The sequence below is a fragment of the Pseudomonas sp. P7779 genome (assembly GCF_013386315.1).
Lineage (GTDB): Bacteria > Pseudomonadota > Gammaproteobacteria > Pseudomonadales > Pseudomonadaceae > Aquipseudomonas.
Genome location: NZ_JACARZ010000045.1, coordinates 1 through 16,873, shown reverse-complemented (window position 1 = coordinate 16,873; position 16,873 = coordinate 1). Strand labels below are relative to the sequence as shown.

Here is a 16,873-nt window from a genome sequence, read left to right as displayed (position 1 = left end):
AATGCTTACTGCACTTCTACCGCCAGGCTTTCACTGATCTTTTTCTGCCAGATGGCAGGACCGGTGATGTGTACCGACTCGCCCTTGCTATCAACGGCAACGGTGACCGGCATGTCTTTCACGTCGAACTCGTAGATCGCTTCCATGCCCAGTTCGGCGAACGCCACGACGCGGGATTTCTTGATGGCCTGGGCCACCAGGTAAGCCGCGCCGCCCACTGCCATCAGGTAAACCGCCTTGTGGTCCTTGATCGCTTCGATAGCGGTCGGGCCGCGCTCGGATTTGCCGATCATGCCCAACAGGCCGGTTTGCTCGAGGATCTGGCGGGTGAACTTGTCCATGCGCGTGGCGGTGGTCGGACCGGCAGGCCCTACCACTTCTTCGCGCACCGGATCAACCGGGCCGACGTAGTAGATGAAGCGACCCTTGAGGTCCACCGGCAGGGTTTCGCCCTTGTTCAGCATCTCGACCATGCGCTTGTGCGCGGCGTCGCGACCGGTGAGCATCTTGCCGTTGAGCAGCACGGTTTCGCCCGGCTTCCAGCTCTGCACGTCTTCCGGGGTCAGGGTGTCGAGGTTGACGCGACGGGCCGACGGGCCGGCTTCCCAGACGATTTCCGGGTAGGCGTCCAGCGGTGGCGCTTCGAGCGATGCAGGGCCCGAACCGTCGAGCACGAAGTGCGCGTGACGGGTGGCGGCGCAGTTGGGGATCATGCACACCGGCAGCGAAGCCGCGTGGGTCGGGTAGTCCATGATTTTCACGTCGAGCACGGTGGTCAGGCCACCCAGGCCCTGGGCGCCGATGCCCAGTTGGTTGACCTTCTCGAACAGCTCCAGGCGCATCTCTTCGATACGGTTGGACGGGCCGCGCTTCTTCAGCTCGTGGATGTCGATGGATTCCATCAACACTTCCTTGGCCATTACCGCGGCTTTCTCGGCGGTGCCGCCGATGCCGATGCCAAGCATGCCCGGTGGGCACCAGCCGGCGCCCATGGTCGGAACGGTCTTGAGCACCCAGTCGACGATCGAGTCGGACGGGTTGAGCATGGCCATTTTCGACTTGTTCTCGGAACCACCGCCCTTGGCGGCCACGTCCACTTCCACGGTGTTACCCGGGACGATGGAGTAGTGGATCACGGCAGGGGTGTTGTCCTTGGTGTTTTTACGCGCACCGGCCGGGTCGGCGAGGATCGAAGCCCGCAGGACGTTTTCCGGCAGGTTGTAGGCCTGGCGCACGCCTTGGTTGATCATGTCGTCCAGGCTCATGGTGGCGCCATCCCAGCGCACGTCCATGCCTACACGTACAAATACGGTGACAATCCCGGTGTCCTGGCAGATCGGGCGGTGGCCGGTGGCACACATGCGCGAGTTGATCAGGATCTGCGCCATGGAGTCACGGGCCGCTGGCGATTCTTCGCGCAGGTAGGCCTCGTGCATCGCCTGGATGAAGTCAACGGGATGGTAGTAGGAAATGAATTGCAGGGCGTCGGCAACGCTCTGAATCAGGTCGTCTTGCTTGATCACGGTCATGAGTCGCGCTCCTCTATAAGGGAACATTCAATAAAGGTGGCGTCAGTGTTGCATCGGTCGGCTGAAGCCACCTTTCCAAGGCACGCCAAAGTGGTGCAGGCGCGACGCTAAAAAGGCGCGGCAGTATAACCCGCCACGGTGGCCGATACACCCGACTATGGTCAAACTCTGCGGGGCGTGATTCCCTGTAGACGCCTTTTTGATCCGAGACCCTTGATGCCTGAACTTCACGTCGGTGAACGCCACTGGTCGGTAGCCGCCGGCAGCAACCTGCTGGATGCCCTGAACCAGGCGGGCGTGGCCGTGCCTTATAGTTGCCGCGCCGGCAACTGCCATGCCTGCCTGGTGCGTTGCCAGGGTGATATCCAGGACAACCAGCCGGATGCCCTGAGCCCGGCGCAGCGTCAGGATGGCTGGCGCCTGGCGTGCCAGTGCCAGGTCGCAGGTGACTTGCAGGTCGAAGCCTTCGACCCGCTGCGTGACGGGTTGCCGGCGACGGTGCTGAGCGTCGATTGGTTGAACCCGAGTGTACTGCGCTTGCGGCTGCAACCCGAACGCGGCTTGCGCTACCGGGCGGGGCAGCATCTGGTGTTGTGGGCCGGCAGCGTTGCGCGGCCTTATTCATTGGCCAGCCTGCCCCAGGAAGATCCGTTTCTCGAATTTCACATTGATTGCCGCCTGCCCGGCGAATTCAGCGACGCCGCCCGCCAATTCAAGGCCGGTGACAGCCTGCGCCTGGGCGAATTGCGGGGCGGCGCCTTGCAGTACGACCCCGACTGGCAATCGCGGCCGCTCTGGCTGCTGGCCTCGGGCACCGGACTCGGCCCGCTATGGGGCGTGTTGCGCGAGGCCTTGCGCCAGGATCACCAGGGCGCCATCCGGGTCATTCACCTGGCCCATGACGCGGGCGGTCATTACCTCGCCGGGCCATTGGCCCAGCTGGCTGGTGCGCATCCGAACGTGACCGTTGAGCTATGGACAGCGGCTGAGGTGACGCAGGCGTTGGCGCAACTGCGGCTTGTTTCCCGGCAAACTCTGGCTTTACTCTGCGGGCACCCGGCCAGTGTCGAGGCCTTTTCCAAGCGCCTGTTCCTGGCCGGACTGCCGCGCAATCAACTGCTGGCCGATGTGTTCCTGCCCCGTGGTTGAGCGCTGAATTTCCCAGCCGCGAGATTTGTCATGACCGATGCCATCCTGCAGCAACGCGAACGCGGGTTGCTGATTTTGCAGCTCAATCGCCCGGACAAGAAAAATGCCCTGACCCGCGCCATGTACAGCCAATTGGCCGAGGCGCTGGAGCAGGCGGATGCCGATACCAGCGTGAATGCCGTGCTGATCCAGGGCAGCAGCGAGTGCTTCACCGCCGGTAACGATATTGGCGACTTCCTCGAACAACCGCCGGCGGATCTCGACAGCCCGGTCTTCAATTTCATGCGCAGCTTGCTCAACTGCCGCAAGCCGGTGATTGCGGCAGTGGCGGGCGTGGCGGTGGGAATTGGCACGACGCTGCTGCTGCATTGTGACCTGGTGTATGTCAGCCGGGATGCACGGTTGCGCATGCCGTTCGTCAACCTGGGGCTGTGTCCGGAGTTTGGGTCCAGCTTGATCCTCCCGCGCTTGCTGGGGCATGCCAAGGCGGCGGAGTTGCTGCTGCTGGGTGAAGGGTTTACCGGCGAACAGGCTGCCGCCTGGGGCATTGCCACCGAGGCATTGGGCAGCGGTGAATCGGCCCTGGCCAAGGCGCGGGAAATTGCTGGACGGTTTGAGACCCTGGCGCCGGGCGCGGTACAGGTCAGCAAGCATCTGATGAAAAGCGTTGATCGCGAGCAGTTGCGCAAGGTGATCGAGGAGGAGGGGGCGTTGTTTACCCAGAGGTTGAAGTCGCCGGAGGCGATTGCGGCGTTGTCGGGGTTTATCACTCGGAGATGAATGAGCGTTGACTGGTCGGCCGTCTTCGCGAGCAAGCCCGCTCCCACATTCGACCGTGTTTCTTCAGGATGTACGCGATAAAATGTGGGAGCGGGCTTGCTCGCGAATAGGCCAGTAAAGCCAACACACAAGCCAATTTGCAATGCAAAAAGCCCCGCCATTCACATGGCGGGGCTTTTGTTTTTCAGCGAGCGGTCACTCAGACCATTGGGTCGCCAACGTGCAGGATCTTCATGCCGTTGGTGCCGCCGATGGTGTGGTAGCTGTCACCCTTGGTCAGGATGACCCAGTCGCCTTTCTCCACGACGCCGCGCTTGAGCAACTCGTCGATCGCGGCCTGGCTGACTTGCTCAGGCGGCAGCGATGCCGGGTCGAACGGTACGGTGTAGACGCCGCGGAACATGGCCGCACGGGCCTGGGTTTCGCGGTGCGGGGAGAACGCGTAGATCGGGATCGAGGAACGGATGCGCGACATGATCAACGGCGTGTAGCCACTTTCGGTCAGGGCGATGATCGCTTTCACACCCGGGAAGTGGTTGGCGGTGTACATGGCCGCCAGGGCGATGCTCTGGTCGCAGCTTTCGAAGACCTTGCCGATACGGTGGCTGGAGGTCTTGCTGGTCGGGTGCTTTTCAGCGCCGACGCAGATGCGTGCCATGGCCTGCACGGCTTCCAGCGGGTACGGGCCAGCCGCACTTTCAGCCGAAAGCATCACGGCGTCGGTGTAGTCGAGCACGGCGTTGGCCACGTCGGACACTTCGGCACGGGTTGGCATCGGGTTCTGGATCATCGACTCCATCATCTGGGTCGCAACGATCACCGCCTTGTTGTGGCGACGTGCGTGCAGGATGATTTTCTTCTGGATACCGATCAGCTCGGCGTCACCGATTTCCACACCCAGGTCGCCACGGGCAACCATCACGGCGTCGGAAGCCTTGATCAGGCCGTCGAGGGTTTCGTCATCGGCTACGGCTTCGGCGCGTTCGATCTTCGCCACCAGCCAGGCAGTGCCGCCGGCTTCGTCGCGCAGTTTACGGGCGTATTCCATGTCGGCGGCGTCGCGCGGGAAGGATACCGCGAGGTAGTCCACTTCCATTTCGGCGGCGAGCTTGATGTCGGCCTTGTCTTTTTCAGTCAGGGCCGGGGCAGTCAGGCCACCGCCGCGACGGTTGATGCCTTTGTGGTCCGACAGCGGGCCGCCGATGATCACGGTGCAATTCAGTTCGGTCGGGGTGGCGGTGTCGACGCGCATTACCACACGGCCGTCGTCCAGCAGCAGTTCGTCGCCCACGCCGCAGTCTTTCACCAGGTCCGGGTAGTCGATACCCACGACTTGCTGGTTGCCTTCGGTCAGGGGATGGCTGGTGGAGAAGGTGAACTGGTCACCGATCTTCAGCTCGATCCGCTTGTTGGCGAATTTGGCGATACGGATTTTCGGGCCTTGCAGGTCACCCAGCAACGCCACGAAGCGGCCATGCTTGGCGGCCAGGTCACGCACCAGCTTGGCGCGAGCCTTGTGCTCGTCCGGGGTGCCGTGGGAGAAGTTCAGACGGGCAACGTCCAGGCCAGCCAGAATCAGCTGTTCGAGGACTTCCGGCGAGTTACTGGCCGGGCCAAGGGTGGCGACGATTTTGGTACGACGGACGGACATGCACGGACTCCTGAGTTCAAGCGCTGGGGAAGGCTACTATGCTCTTTGGTTGTAGTCATTGTTCGTTTGCACTACTTATCGATGATTCGCTTGTTTTCACTCTGCATGAACAGATGAACAACCTTGAAGATTTTCGATGAAGGGTCGATACACTGCACAAGACAGGAGAACCCCCATGCGAATCGTGATCATTGCTGCCCTGGCCGTCAGTGTTGTCGGCTGCACCCGTTGGTCGATGGACCATCATTTGAACAATGCGTACCGCGCCTACGGTGTGGGCGATTGCCAGCGGGTCACCCTTGAGTTGTCCCAGGTCGACCGTGAAAGCCGTTCCCGGCGCTACGTGCAACCGGAAGTCTCGATGTTGCGCGGGCAGTGCCTGGAGCGCGAGAAGCTGTTTGTCGATGCGGCGCAAACCTATCAGTTCATCATCAGCCAGTACCCGGCGAGCGAGTACGCATTCCGTGCCCGTGCCCGTTTGGATACCCTGCAGCAACTGGGGCATTACCCCGGCGCGAGCGTTGCCCAGCCGCGGCCGGCGTCGTTGTGATGATATTTGTCATGCCATAGCTGGCTCGTTGCCAGTCTTGGGCTAATCTTTGAATGTCAGTTTGTATAAGTTTCTATTCAAACGGATGGCGTTCCCGGATTTGGCAGCTGTAAAAGTGGCAACGCGTTTGCGGTTGTCGCACCGATATCCGGGGAGAGCGGGCCTTCAGGCTCGTTTCGAATCACTGGAGCGGCCACATATATGGCCATTGGATGGCGACCTCATCATGTTTACTCACCGACGGATCGAGCGGCATCAGTTACCTTGCTTCCTTCAAGTGTTCAACCGCCTGACGGACAAGCCAATCGGCTATCTGGGCAATGTTTCCGAGCAGGGCCTGATGTTGATCAGCCAGTTACCCATGATGGTCGATGTGGATTTCGAGCTGCGCTTGAAGATCCCAGGGCCTGAGGGTGAGGTGCAGGCGGTAGACCTCACGGCCACCTGCCTGTGGTGTCATGAGGATATAAACCCCCAGCATTACGATTCCGGGTTCAGCATATCCCAGGCCCCTGCCGAATATGGGGAGGTGATCAGCGCGCTGCTGGATTACTTCAGCTTTGATCCGTTGCAGGCCTCTGCCTAGGTGCTGCATCCGGCGTTCATAGCGCGCCGGCTTTTTTCCAGCCCAGGTAGCGGGTCACCAGGGCGGCACCCAGGTCCGAAGGCGGTGTGTCCAGTACCGACAGCCCGTGGGCGTTCAAGCGGTCGTGGAGTTCGTCCCGGGTATTGAGATAGTTGATCGTGCCGCAGTAGGCCAGGGCTTCGGGCAGGGTTTGCACGGGAGCCTGGCGTAACTGGTCAAGGACCTCCTCCCGCAGGCTTGCGACCATTACCCGGTGCTGGCGGCTGATGCGCTTTACGGCGCTGAGTAACTCTTCATCTTCCTCATCCCGCAAATTGGTCACTACGATCACCAGCGAGCGACGTTTCTGCCGGGCCAGCAGTTGGCTGGCGGCCGCCTGGTAATCGGCCGTACGCCGGGACGTGTCCAGGTCATACACCGCATTCAGCAACAGGTTGAGCTGGCCACCGCCCTTGACCGGCGCCAGGTAGCGCGGCTGGTCGCAGGCAAATGTGCACAGCCCTACGGCATCGCCCTGGCGCAAGGCTACATAACTGAGCAGCAGGCAGGCGTTGAGCGCGTGGTCGAAGTGCGACAGTTCGGCGTCCTGGCTGCGCATACGGCGGCCACAATCGAGCATGAACATGATCTGCTGGTCGCGCTCGTCCTGGTACTCCCTGGCAATGGGCGTGCGTTGCCGGGCGGTGGCTTTCCAGTCGATCTGGCGCAGGCTGTCACCTTCGCGAAACTCACGCAGTTGGTGAAACTCCAGGCCCAGCCCACGCCGTTGCCGCTGGCGTACGCCCAGCTGGTTGAGCCAGTTGTCCACCGCCAGCAACTGCGCGCCATACAGGCGTGCGAAGTCCGGGTAGACCCGGGTGGCGTCGCTGACGTCGATCAGGCGCCGGGCCGACCATAGCCCCAGGGCGCTGGGCAGATGCACTTCACAGCGGGTAAAGCTGAAATGCCCGCGCCTTTGGGGCCTTAGCCGATAACCCAGTTCACTGTGCTCGCCGGGCCGCAGTTCGATGGACTGCGGCAGGTCCTCCACCGCCAGGCCGTCAGGCACATGATCGAATACCTGGACCGCCAACGGCTGGGGATAATCGTGCTCCAGGCTTACCCGCACTTCCCCCCAGCGCCCCAGTGCCAGGCTGCCGGGCATCTGCCGTCGCACGCGCGGGGACGGCCGGCGGCGCAGGCGGCTGGCATCCAGCAGGGCCAGCAGCAACAGGGCCAGCAGCAGGCCCCACGTCACTGAGTGCAGGGCGTCTGGCACCTTGACCTGTAGCGCCACCAGTGCGCCGAGCAGGATACTCAGGCCCAGCAGTACACCGAGCCAGGTCAACAGCAGGCGGGTTGGTCTCATGGGCGTCTCATTGGCGTGGCGCCGGGACTTGGTCCAGCAATTGCCGGAGCACCTGGTCGACTTCCAACCCGTCGATATCCAGCTCCGGGGCAATACGCACCCGATGGCGCAACACTGCCAGGGCGCAGCCCTTGATGTCGTCCGGGGTCACGAACTCGCCCCCGCGCAGCAAGGCCCGCGCCCGTGCACCGCGAACCAGGGCGATGGAGGCCCGGGGCCCGGCGCCGATGGTCAGGCCCGGCCAACTGCGCGTAGTGCGGGCCAGGCGCACGGCGTAGTCGAGCACCTGCTCATCCAGCGCCAACTCGCTGGCAATCTGTTGCAACAGCAGCACGTCTTCGGCTTGCAGCACCGTGCGCAGCGGCTGTACGTCGAGCATGTCGGCTCGGGACGAGCGGGTGACTTCGCGCACCATGTCCAGTTCCTGCTGTGCCTCGGGATAGTCCATGCGCACCTTGAGCATGAAACGGTCCAGTTCGGCTTCGGGCAATGGGTAAGTACCTTCCTGCTCGATGGGGTTCTGGGTGGCCAGTACCATGAACGGCTGGCCGATGGGCAGCGCCTCGCCTTCAAGGGTTACCTGGCGTTCCTGCATGGCTTCCAGCAACGCTGCCTGGGTTTTCGCCGGGGCACGGTTGATCTCGTCAGCCAACAGCAGGTTGGTGAACAACGGTCCCTTGCGCAGCTTGAACTGTTCGGTATGCAGGTCGTATACGGCATGGCCGGTCACGTCGCTGGGCATCAGGTCCGGGGTGAACTGGATGCGCGCGAACTCGCCTCCAAAACAGCGTGCCAGCGCGCGTACCAGCAAGGTCTTGCCCAGGCCGGGAACCCCTTCAAGCAACACATGGCCGCCCGCGATCAACGCCGTGAGCACGTCATCGATCACCGGGTCCTGACCGATAACCGCCTTGCGCAGTTCGACGCGCAAGGCCTGGGCCAGTTGGCTGGCGCGCTGAATCGGGTCAGTGGCGGGAAATTCGCTCATAGGGCATTCCTGAGGGTTTGCAGGCAGGCCACCTGGCGGCTGAAATCGGCGCTGGAGAGCCGTTTCGTCGCAGGTGGGCCAAGGGCCTGGCTGATAACAAGGGAGGGTTGGCGGGTCAGGCGTTCAAGCACCCGCAATTGTTCGGCTGTATCGAGGTGTTCGAACCCGGGATGACGGCGCCGAGCGGTGCGCTGGATGTCGCGCTGCAAAGCTTGCAGCAAGCTGTCTTGCCCGCTGCGGCGCAACAGGAAGTCGGCACTGGCGTTCAAGTGTTCCTGCAATTGCCGCCGTGCCTTGGGCGCCGGTTGCCGGATCGGACCCTGGCGCAGGCTGGCGTGCCAGAGGCCCAGGGCGATCAGTGCGGCAAGTGCCACCAGTGCCTGGGGGAAGTAGCGCAACAACAGGCTGAACAGGTCCTCGACATCAGTGTTGAATAGCAGTGTGACCTGGGTGCCCTGGCTCAGGTACCAGAGCAGCCACGCGTTATCGTGCAGGCCGATGCCCGGGTTTTTCCACAGGTCGCTGTCGGTGACCACGGTCACACGCCCTTGCCCGAGGTTGACCTGCATCAGGTGCGTCGACCGGGCGCTGTTGGCCGAGAATTGTGCCAGGTGCCTGGGGTCGGTGAGGTTGAAGTCGGTGTCGAAGCTGAAATAGGCCGGCGCTGTTTCGTTGTCCACATAGAGTTTGGTCAGGTCCGGCGTTTTCTTTTTACGCGCGGGTGCCGGAGCGTCGAATTCTTCACTGAAGGATTGGTGTATCTGCACACGATCCAGCAACAGGTCGCCACTTTCACCGGTGTCCTCATCCCACAGCGCTTCGGCTACCAGCAGCAGATGGCCGCCAGCCCGGGTCCACTGCAGCAATTGATCAACCTGGGGCGGGCTCATGTTGCTGCGCTCGCCCAGCAACAGCAGGCTGTTGCCCTTGGGCGAAAGGCTGGCCAGCCGTTCGAGGCTGTTGGCATGTTCCACCACCAGGCCTTGCTGGCGCAGAAAGTGTTCAGCTGCCAGGTAGGGGTTGGCCAGGGCTTCGGGTGAAGGGCCGCGATCGACCACTTCCTGATAAGGAATCGCCTTGTGCCAGGCATAAAAACCGCCTGCTGCCAGCAAGCCCGCGACCAGCAGCCCGACCCACAGCAACGGCCGATTCATTGCGCCGCTCCCGAGCCGAACAGGGTTCGCCAATCGCTGCATAGCTGTTGTTGCACCAAGGCAGGCGGCAGGCGATGGCCATAGGCAAGGTTTTGCCAGTAACGGGTCAGCTCACCGCTGAATGCCAGCAGCTGCGGTTGTTGCAGTTGGCGGATACGTTCCAGGACTTCACCTTCCGTGTCGGCACTTTTCAGCGGCAGGTTGAAGTCGTGCAGCAAGCGGCTGAGCAACCCACGGTAGAGCAGGCCGAGGGCTTCCCGGGGCTGTGCTGCCCATAGCTGTTCGGCGGCGTCTGCGATGTCTTCGGGCAAGGTGTCAGCCCCCAGTTCAAGGCCGAACAGCTGCGAAGGCACGGGTTTGGCAGCCTTGGGTTTGCGCGGGCTGCGGCGGCTGACAAAGGCATGCAGCCAGTCGCGGTAGCGCCAGATCACCAGTGCCAGGCCACCTGCCAGCAATCCCCAGAGCAGTACTTCAAGGCCCTTGGCGATGTGCTTGAACGAATCACTGTTGAGGTTTTTCAGCAATGCTTCCAGCCAGGCTGGCAGCTTGGCATCACCTGCCGCTTTGTTTTTGTCGGCTGCTTTATCCTCGCCGAAGCGGTAGCGAGTGAGCGTTTCCGGGTTCTTGAACGGTGGCTGCTCCAACAGCGTCTTGATCGAGTGACTGGCCGATTGTGTAGTCAGCGGCGTTTGGGGAACCGGTTCATCAGCCCATGCCGATGGGATCGGCGGAATCAGCGTCAGCCCGGCCACCAGCAACAGCAGCGACGCCACACCGCTCAGGCGCTGGCGCATTCGGCGGAACACCAGTTCCAGGTCCCAGGCTTCCAGCACCGTGCGGCGGTTCAGGTAAAGGCTGAAGCCACAGGCGACATAGATCGGCTCCCAGAACACCAGGATCAAGGCGTAGAACATGTTGGTTAGGTGCTCCAGCCAACGCCAGTCGTGGCCGGCGGTGAGCGCCAGTTGCTGCCAATCCCAGTCGCGTTCGACCTCTTGCGGCAGGAAGAAATAGAACACGGCCATCAACCCGAACCACAGGGCGATTTCCAGGTGCACCCCGATCAGGGTCAGCCAGCGCGCGGCGCCTGCGTTGCGCTGCTGCAACACCCCGAGACGTTGTTGGCGCGCCTGGCCTTGCAGCCCTTCGAGCTGGACCACCGGCATCTCGAAGCTACGGCTGAGGCTGAAGCGCCGCCAGGTCAGGCTGGCCAGCAGTTGGCCCTTGAGCAGCCGCGGCGATTGGCGCAGCGCTTGTTTCAGGCTGGGTGTTTCGCCGAACAGGGCCTTGGACAGGATATACAGTGGCAGGCGGTCGAATGCCGGTTTCAACCACCAGAACAGCAACAGCGCGGTGGTGGGGTGATTCCACAGGAGCACGCTGAACAGGGCGAAGACCGGCAAGGTCACGATGGCCCAACTGCTCATCAACAGCAGCCGGTGTTCCCGGGCCAGCAGGATGCCGAGGTCCATGGCCTCCCAGGAGGTACGCGGGCGGATCACGACGCTGGCATCACTCAGGCGCATGGCGATTCCGTCCGGCAAACAGCAGGTAGGCCGCCATCAGCAACCACAGGGCGGTGCCGACCAGGTACTTGACCCACGGCGCCACGGCATTGGTGGACGACCAGTACGCCTCGATAAACGCGGCGATCAGCAGGAACACCATCACACCACAAATCATTTGCACACTTTTGCGCGCGGCCAGGCGCAGGGATTCGCCTCTGGTGAGGGGCCCCGGTGCAATCAGCGCCCAGCCCAGTTGCAGGCCAGCCGCGCCAGCCAGGGCAATTGCGCTGAGCTCGAAGGCGCCATGGCCGATGACAAATGACCAGAACGTTTGCCCGTAGCCGATTTGCGTCAGGTGCCCGGCAACGGCGCCAATGATCAGGCCATTGAAGAACAGGAAAAATACGCTGCCCAGGCCGAACAGCAGCCCGGCGGCAAAGGTCTGGAAGGCGATGCCGATGTTGTGCATCACGTAGTAGCCGAACATCATCCAGTCTTCGCTGGAAGCGCGCTCGGCTGCCCGGCCCAGGCGGCTGGCATCGGGGTTGTACATGGCCTGCATCTCGGCCACCTGCCGAGGGCTGACGATGCTGTAGATCAAGTCCGGAAACAGGTACACCAGCAAGGCAATGCCGAGCAGGCTGCCAAAGAACAGCAGGCCGGCAGCCAGCACAAATGGCCATTGCGCGCGAACCAGCCTGGGGAAATCGGCCAGCAGGAAGCTCAGCACGTTTGCCCCCATCCGGCTGCGATGACGATACAACTGTTGATGGCCGCGCAAGACAAGCTGCTGCAACGGGTCCACCAGGTAGCTGCTGTAGCCGCGCTCCTGGGCCAGGGCCAGGTGCTGGCACAACTGCCGGTATTGATGAGGGAAGTCGACGAAGTCGGCGCCTTTGGCTTTGCCTTTCTCCAACTGCGTCAACTGCTCGGCAAAGGCTTGCCATTGTGGCTGATGACGGCTTTCGAAAAGACTCTGTTTCATGCTGGCCCCAACAATCCGCGGGCCACACCGTTGAGTTCTGCCACGGCGCGGGCAGGGGAGACCTGCAGGGGCGTGGCCAGGATAGCGGCCAGTTCGTTGACCCGTTCGGCCGACAGTTCGCCCTGGCGTTCGGCGAAGCTGAGAATCGCCCGTTGTTCGTTCAGCTCAAGGGCGAACGGCAGGCGCAGCGCCGGGGCCTGGGGCACTTGCGGGCGGGAAAGCGGTTGTTCGCGGTAGATCACCAGGGTCCCGGCCGCCAGGTCGCCCAGGCGCTTGAAGTTGGGGTGTTGCAGGCAACTGATGGCGCCGAGGAAATAGCCGAAGGGCAGCATGTCGACAAAACGCAGCAGGTTACGGATCAGCGAGGCGGACCAGCCGATGGGCGTGCCGTCGTCCTGTACCACCCGCAGGCCCATGACCTGCTTGCCGGGCGAGCAGCCCTGGTTGAGCACTTCGAAAAGCACCATGTACCACCAACTGACGAGGAACAGCAGCAGCGAACCCAGGCCAATGCCCAGGTTGCCGAGAAAGGCCAATGCGATAAACAGGATGCCGAGAATCAGGCCGCGCAAACCCAGGTCGAAGGCAAAGGCCAGTGAGCGTACCAGCAGGCCGGCCGGGCGCAGGGGCAGGTCGATACCCTCCGGGGTCTCGATCTGGTAGCGGGTATCCAGTGGCGCAGGTGGCATCGCGGTCCTTGGCAGTGCGGCGCTGGCGCCTGGGCGGCAGCGGCGGGGTTGGAAAGACCGATGCTAGCAGTGTCGACGGTGGAAGCAACCACTCAACGATTTACTGAATATTTGTACAGGGAACACAGCGCTGGCCCCCGATGCCTGCAAGCGCCTAGACTTTGCCGGTCTTCAGCACAGGAATAGCCCGTGACCACCATTTTCTGGTACGACTATGAAACCACCGGCATCAATCCGCGTACCGACCGCCCGCTGCAGGTAGCCGGTATTCGCACCGACCTCGAGCTTAACGAGGTCGGGCCGCCGGTCAATCTCTACTGCCACCCCAGCGACGATATCCTGCCGCATCCGGCAGCGTGCGCGATCACTGGCATCACTCCCGGCGTGCTGGCGGAAAAAGGCCTGGCCGAAGCCGACTTCATGACCCGGGTGCACGCCGAGCTGGCCACCCCGGGCACTTGCGGGGCCGGCTACAACACCTTGCGTTTTGACGATGAGATGACGCGCTACAGCTTGTACCGCAATTTCTTCGATCCCTATGCCCGGGAATGGCAAGGCGGCAACAGCCGCTGGGACCTGATCGACGTGGTGCGCACTGCCTACGCCCTGCGCCCTGACGGGATCGTCTGGCCGGAACAGGACGGGCGCGTCACCCTCAAGCTTGAGCGGTTGACGGCCGCCAACGGCATCGACCACGGCCAGGCCCACGACGCCTTGTCCGATGTGCGCGCCACCATCGCCCTGGCCCGGTTGATCCGCGAGAAGCAACCCAAGCTCTATGACTGGCTGTTTCAACTGCGCAGCAAACAACGGGTCATGGACCAGGTGCGGTTGTTGCAGCCGATGGTGCATATTTCCGGTCGTTTTTCTGCCGAGCGTCATTACCTGGGGGTGGTGCTGCCGCTGGCGTGGCACCCGCGCAATCGCAATGCATTGATCGTCTGCGACCTGGGGCTCGATCCGCAAGGGCTGTTGGACGAGGACGCCGATACCTTGCGCCGGCGCTTATATACCCGCCGCGACGAACTGGCCGAAGGTGAATTGCCGGTACCGCTCAAGTTGCTGCACATCAATCGTTGCCCGGTGGTCGCACCGTTGAGCGTGCTTCGGCCGCAAGACCGCGAGCGTTTGCAGCTGGATATGGATGAGTGTGATGCGCGGGCCCTGCGGCTAAGCGACGCACAGGAACTATGGCGCGATAAACTGGCGGCGATTTACGCCGAGGAAGATTTTGCGCCAAGCGCCGATCCCGAGCAGCAGCTATACGATGGTTTTATCGGGGATCGTGATCGACGTTTATGTGAGCAAGTGAGAGTCGCCGAGCCGGCGCAACTAGCGCGCCAGCAATGGCCTTTCGATGATGAACGTTTGCCTGAATTATTATTTCGCTATCGTGCACGCAACTTTCCAGACACCTTGAATAGTGAAGAGCAACAACGCTGGAGAGTTTTCTGTCAGCAACGTTTGTCAGACCCTCAATGGGGCGCGCCAAACACCCTTGAGGGTTTTAAGCAGGCGTGTCTTGAGTTGGCTGTTAGTGCCACACCGTTTCAGCGCCAGGTGCTTGATGAATGGCAGGAGTATGTTGATGCCTTAGCGACTCGAATGAGTCTGTAATCAGCTTCCCGGTAAAATACGGACAATAAAAAACGCCAGCAAGCTGGCGTTTTTTATTGCGTTGCGTATCACGCAGCGTCCTGGCGAGGCTTAGCCCAGCAGGGTAGCCCAGCCTTCAACCACGTCGCCGCCCCACTTGGCTTTCCACTCTTTCAGAGTCTTGTGGTTGCCACCTTTGGTTTCAATCACTTCGCCGTTGTGCGGGTTTTTGTATTGTTTAACCTTGCGTGCACGCTTGGTGCCGGTAGTTTTTACGGCGCCACGTGGAGCCTTAACTTTCGAATCCGGATCCAGCAGCGCGATGATGTCACGCAGGGATTTGGAGTATTCGCCCATCAGGGTGCGCAATTTGCCTTCGAATTCCAGCTCGGTTTGCAGTTTGTCGTCTTGGGACAGGTTCTTCAAACGGGCTTGCAGCTCTTTGATAGCTTCTTCGGTGGCGCGATATTCGTTGATCAGGGACATGGGGACTACCTTATGCAGGGCGCTGGGTGAAAGGGGATAGTGGCTCAATAATAGTCAGACAGTTTGCCCAAGTAAACATTTAAGGCCGCATTTATGTAATTTACTTTGGTTGTTTGTGGCAAAAGCGTGGAATTGAGTTAATTAGTAAGGGGGATGGCCTAAAGATACTCTGGTTAAGTCTTGGCTTACTGCCGGAGTCCACGCGTTTGCACACATAGTGGGGAAAAACCCTACGCTATTAAGGGGCAGGGTTGACGCAGCCGATCAGAATAAGCGTTGAGGAATACTGCAGTTTTTCTGCGCAATCGCTAGAATGGCGGCCTTTGCGAAGTTCTGGAGTTTCCCCCTAATGCGCACTTTTCGGCTGGTGATTGCTTGCCCGGACCGGGTTGGCATCGTTGCCAAGGTCAGTAACTTTCTGGCTTCCCACAACGGCTGGATCACCGAAGCGAGCCATCACTCGGACAATCTCAGCGGCTGGTTTTTCATGCGTCACGAAATTCGTGCCGATACGCTGCCCTTTGGTCTAGAGGCATTTCGCGAGGCATTTGCGCCGATCGCTGAAGAGTTCTCGATGACCTGGCGCATCACCGACACGGAACAGAAAAAACGCGTGGTCCTGATGGCCAGTCGTGAGTCCCACTGCCTGGCAGACCTGCTGCACCGCTGGCACAGCGATGAACTGGACTGCGAAATCTCCTGCGTGATTTCCAACCATGACGACCTGCGCAGCATGGTCGAGTGGCATGGCATTCCGTACTACCACGTCCCGGTCAACCCGCAGGACAAGGAGCCGGCCTTTGCCGAGGTCTCGCGCCTGGTCAAGCAGCACGATGCGGACGTCGTGGTACTGGCGCGCTACATGCAGATTCTGCCGCCGGAGTTGTGCAGTGAATACGCTGGCAAGGTGATCAATATTCACCACAGTTTCCTGCCATCGTTTGTGGGTGCCAAGCCGTATCACCAGGCATCCCTGCGTGGCGTGAAGCTGATCGGTGCAACGTGCCACTACGTCACCGAAGAGTTGGACGCCGGTCCCATCATCGAGCAGGACGTGGTGCGTGTCAGCCATAGCGACAGCATCGAAGACATGGTCCGTTTTGGCCGTGACGTCGAGAAGATGGTGCTGGCTCGCGGCCTGCGCTATCACCTGGAAGACCGGGTGCTGGTGCACGGCAACAAGACTGTCGTGTTCTGATTGAAGTGTTTTGATTGAAGAATGAAGGGCCTGGGCGTTAAATCGCTACAGGCCCTTTTTTTGAGCGCGGGTGAGGACTGGAGCATGAGCGATCCACTGGACAAGGCGACTTCCAAAGCCCCCGCGACGCTGGGAGAGGGTTGTTTGAGTCGATATGACCCGGATGACCTGAGCAGTGAGGACGGCACCGAGTTTCCAGGCGCCGCCGAGTTGTGGGAACAATTGCAGGACACATCCGAATTGCCTGAAGAAAAGGCGTCAGCGGCTGTGCAAGGCAGCCGCTGACCCGGCGGGATCAAATCCGGAAACTACCCACCAGTTGCTTCAGGCGCGCCGCTTGCTGTTCCAGGTCGGAACAGGCCCGCAAGGTTGATTGCAGGTTTTCCACACCTTCCTGATTGAGGGTGTTGATCTCGGTGATGTCCATGTTGATTGACTCCACCACCGAGGTCTGTTCCTCGGTAGCGGTGGCTACCGACTGGTTCATCCCGTCAATTTCGCCGATACGCTGGGTCACGCTGTTCAGACGCTCGCCCGCCAGGTTGGCGATTTCCACACTGTCCTGGCTGTGCCGCTGGCTTTCGCTCATGGTGCTGACCGAATCCCGGGCGCCGACTTGCAGCTCCTCGATCATCTTCTGCACCTGCTGCGCCGACTCCTGGGTGCGGTGCGCCAG

At 61.3% G+C, this 16,873-nt stretch carries 17 protein-coding genes; 7 read left to right on the top strand and 10 right to left on the bottom strand.

What is annotated here, in order from left to right; genetic code table 11:
• Nucleotides 1-5: 5 nt before the first annotated feature.
• Nucleotides 6-1,529 (bottom strand): fumarate hydratase, encoded by a 1,524-nt coding sequence (locus tag HX869_RS14785; RefSeq protein WP_003214142.1) that lies wholly within the window; start codon nt 1,527-1,529, stop codon nt 6-8.
• A 216-nt stretch (nt 1,530-1,745) separates the two neighbouring features.
• Here HX869_RS14785 and HX869_RS14780 point away from each other — a divergent pair, with 216 nt between their 5' ends.
• Both HX869_RS14780 and HX869_RS14775 read left to right on the top strand, forming a co-directional pair.
• The gene (locus HX869_RS14780) at nt 1,746-2,678 is read left to right on the top strand and encodes an iron-sulfur-binding ferredoxin reductase (RefSeq protein ID WP_178903265.1); all 933 of its coding nucleotides are present in this window, start codon (nt 1,746-1,748) and stop codon (nt 2,676-2,678) included.
• Nucleotides 2,679-2,708: 30 nt separating this feature from the next.
• Complete coding sequence (locus tag HX869_RS14775) at nt 2,709-3,458, top strand: enoyl-CoA hydratase-related protein (RefSeq protein ID WP_003214147.1); 750 nt, start codon at nt 2,709-2,711, stop codon at nt 3,456-3,458.
• Between the two features lie 199 nt (nt 3,459-3,657).
• On the opposite strand, the gene pyk is transcribed toward HX869_RS14775, so the two are convergent.
• Nucleotides 3,658-5,109: a pyruvate kinase gene (gene pyk, locus HX869_RS14770; protein ID WP_003214149.1), complete on the bottom strand. Its 1,452-nt coding sequence runs from the start codon at nt 5,107-5,109 to the stop codon at nt 3,658-3,660.
• Between the two features lie 175 nt (nt 5,110-5,284).
• On the opposite strand from pyk, the gene HX869_RS14765 reads away from it, so the two are divergent.
• Both HX869_RS14765 and HX869_RS14760 read left to right on the top strand, forming a co-directional pair.
• On the top strand, nt 5,285-5,659 hold the full coding sequence (locus HX869_RS14765; protein WP_003214151.1) for a tol-pal system YbgF family protein: 375 nt from the start codon (nt 5,285-5,287) through the stop codon (nt 5,657-5,659).
• A gap of 226 nt (nt 5,660-5,885) precedes the next feature.
• The gene (locus tag HX869_RS14760; RefSeq protein WP_177019297.1) at nt 5,886-6,245 is read left to right on the top strand and encodes a PilZ domain-containing protein; all 360 of its coding nucleotides are present in this window, start codon (nt 5,886-5,888) and stop codon (nt 6,243-6,245) included.
• Between the two features lie 16 nt (nt 6,246-6,261).
• On the opposite strand, the gene HX869_RS14755 is transcribed toward HX869_RS14760, so the two are convergent.
• Genes HX869_RS14755 through HX869_RS14730 form a run of 6 tightly spaced genes read right to left on the bottom strand, consistent with a single transcriptional unit; the run spans nt 6,262 to nt 12,917 of the window.
• Entirely contained in the window at nt 6,262-7,593 is a 1,332-nt protein-coding gene (locus tag HX869_RS14755; RefSeq protein ID WP_178903264.1) for a DUF58 domain-containing protein, read from the bottom strand.
• Between the two features lie 7 nt (nt 7,594-7,600).
• Nucleotides 7,601-8,581 carry a MoxR family ATPase gene (locus HX869_RS14750; RefSeq protein WP_008432346.1) on the bottom strand — a complete coding sequence of 327 codons (981 nt, stop codon included), beginning with the start codon at nt 8,579-8,581 and terminating at the stop codon, nt 7,601-7,603.
• Nucleotides 8,578-9,735, bottom strand: a complete 1,158-nt coding sequence (locus HX869_RS14745; protein ID WP_102369791.1) for a DUF4350 domain-containing protein — start codon at nt 9,733-9,735, stop codon at nt 8,578-8,580. Before HX869_RS14745 ends, HX869_RS14750 begins: the two co-directional genes overlap by 4 nt.
• Entirely contained in the window at nt 9,732-11,261 is a 1,530-nt protein-coding gene (locus tag HX869_RS14740) for a DUF4129 domain-containing protein (RefSeq protein WP_178903263.1), read from the bottom strand. The genes HX869_RS14745 and HX869_RS14740 overlap by 4 nt, the downstream gene beginning before the upstream one ends.
• Nucleotides 11,248-12,228, bottom strand: coding sequence for a stage II sporulation protein M (locus tag HX869_RS14735; RefSeq protein ID WP_178903262.1), 981 nt, complete (start codon nt 12,226-12,228; stop codon nt 11,248-11,250). Before HX869_RS14735 ends, HX869_RS14740 begins: the two co-directional genes overlap by 14 nt.
• Nucleotides 12,225-12,917 carry an RDD family protein gene (locus tag HX869_RS14730; protein WP_003214165.1) on the bottom strand — a complete coding sequence of 231 codons (693 nt, stop codon included), beginning with the start codon at nt 12,915-12,917 and terminating at the stop codon, nt 12,225-12,227. Before HX869_RS14730 ends, HX869_RS14735 begins: the two co-directional genes overlap by 4 nt.
• Before the next feature lie 189 nt (nt 12,918-13,106).
• Between HX869_RS14730 and sbcB the strand changes: the two genes are divergently transcribed.
• Nucleotides 13,107-14,534, top strand: coding sequence for an exodeoxyribonuclease I (sbcB, locus tag HX869_RS14725; RefSeq protein ID WP_003214166.1), 1,428 nt, complete (start codon nt 13,107-13,109; stop codon nt 14,532-14,534).
• Nucleotides 14,535-14,624: 90 nt separating this feature from the next.
• Here the strand turns inward: sbcB and mvaT are convergent, their stop codons facing one another.
• Nucleotides 14,625-14,999 (bottom strand): histone-like nucleoid-structuring protein MvaT, encoded by a 375-nt coding sequence (gene mvaT, locus HX869_RS14720; protein WP_008432352.1) that lies wholly within the window; start codon nt 14,997-14,999, stop codon nt 14,625-14,627.
• A gap of 349 nt (nt 15,000-15,348) precedes the next feature.
• On the opposite strand from mvaT, the gene purU reads away from it, so the two are divergent.
• The gene (purU, locus tag HX869_RS14715; protein ID WP_003209762.1) at nt 15,349-16,197 is read left to right on the top strand and encodes a formyltetrahydrofolate deformylase; all 849 of its coding nucleotides are present in this window, start codon (nt 15,349-15,351) and stop codon (nt 16,195-16,197) included.
• Nucleotides 16,198-16,281: 84 nt separating this feature from the next.
• Nucleotides 16,282-16,482: a hypothetical protein gene (locus HX869_RS14710; RefSeq protein ID WP_023659227.1), complete on the top strand. Its 201-nt coding sequence runs from the start codon at nt 16,282-16,284 to the stop codon at nt 16,480-16,482.
• A gap of 10 nt (nt 16,483-16,492) precedes the next feature.
• Here the strand turns inward: HX869_RS14710 and HX869_RS14705 are convergent.
• On the bottom strand, nt 16,493-16,873 hold a 381-nt coding region (locus tag HX869_RS14705; protein WP_256736768.1), incomplete at its 5' end, for a methyl-accepting chemotaxis protein.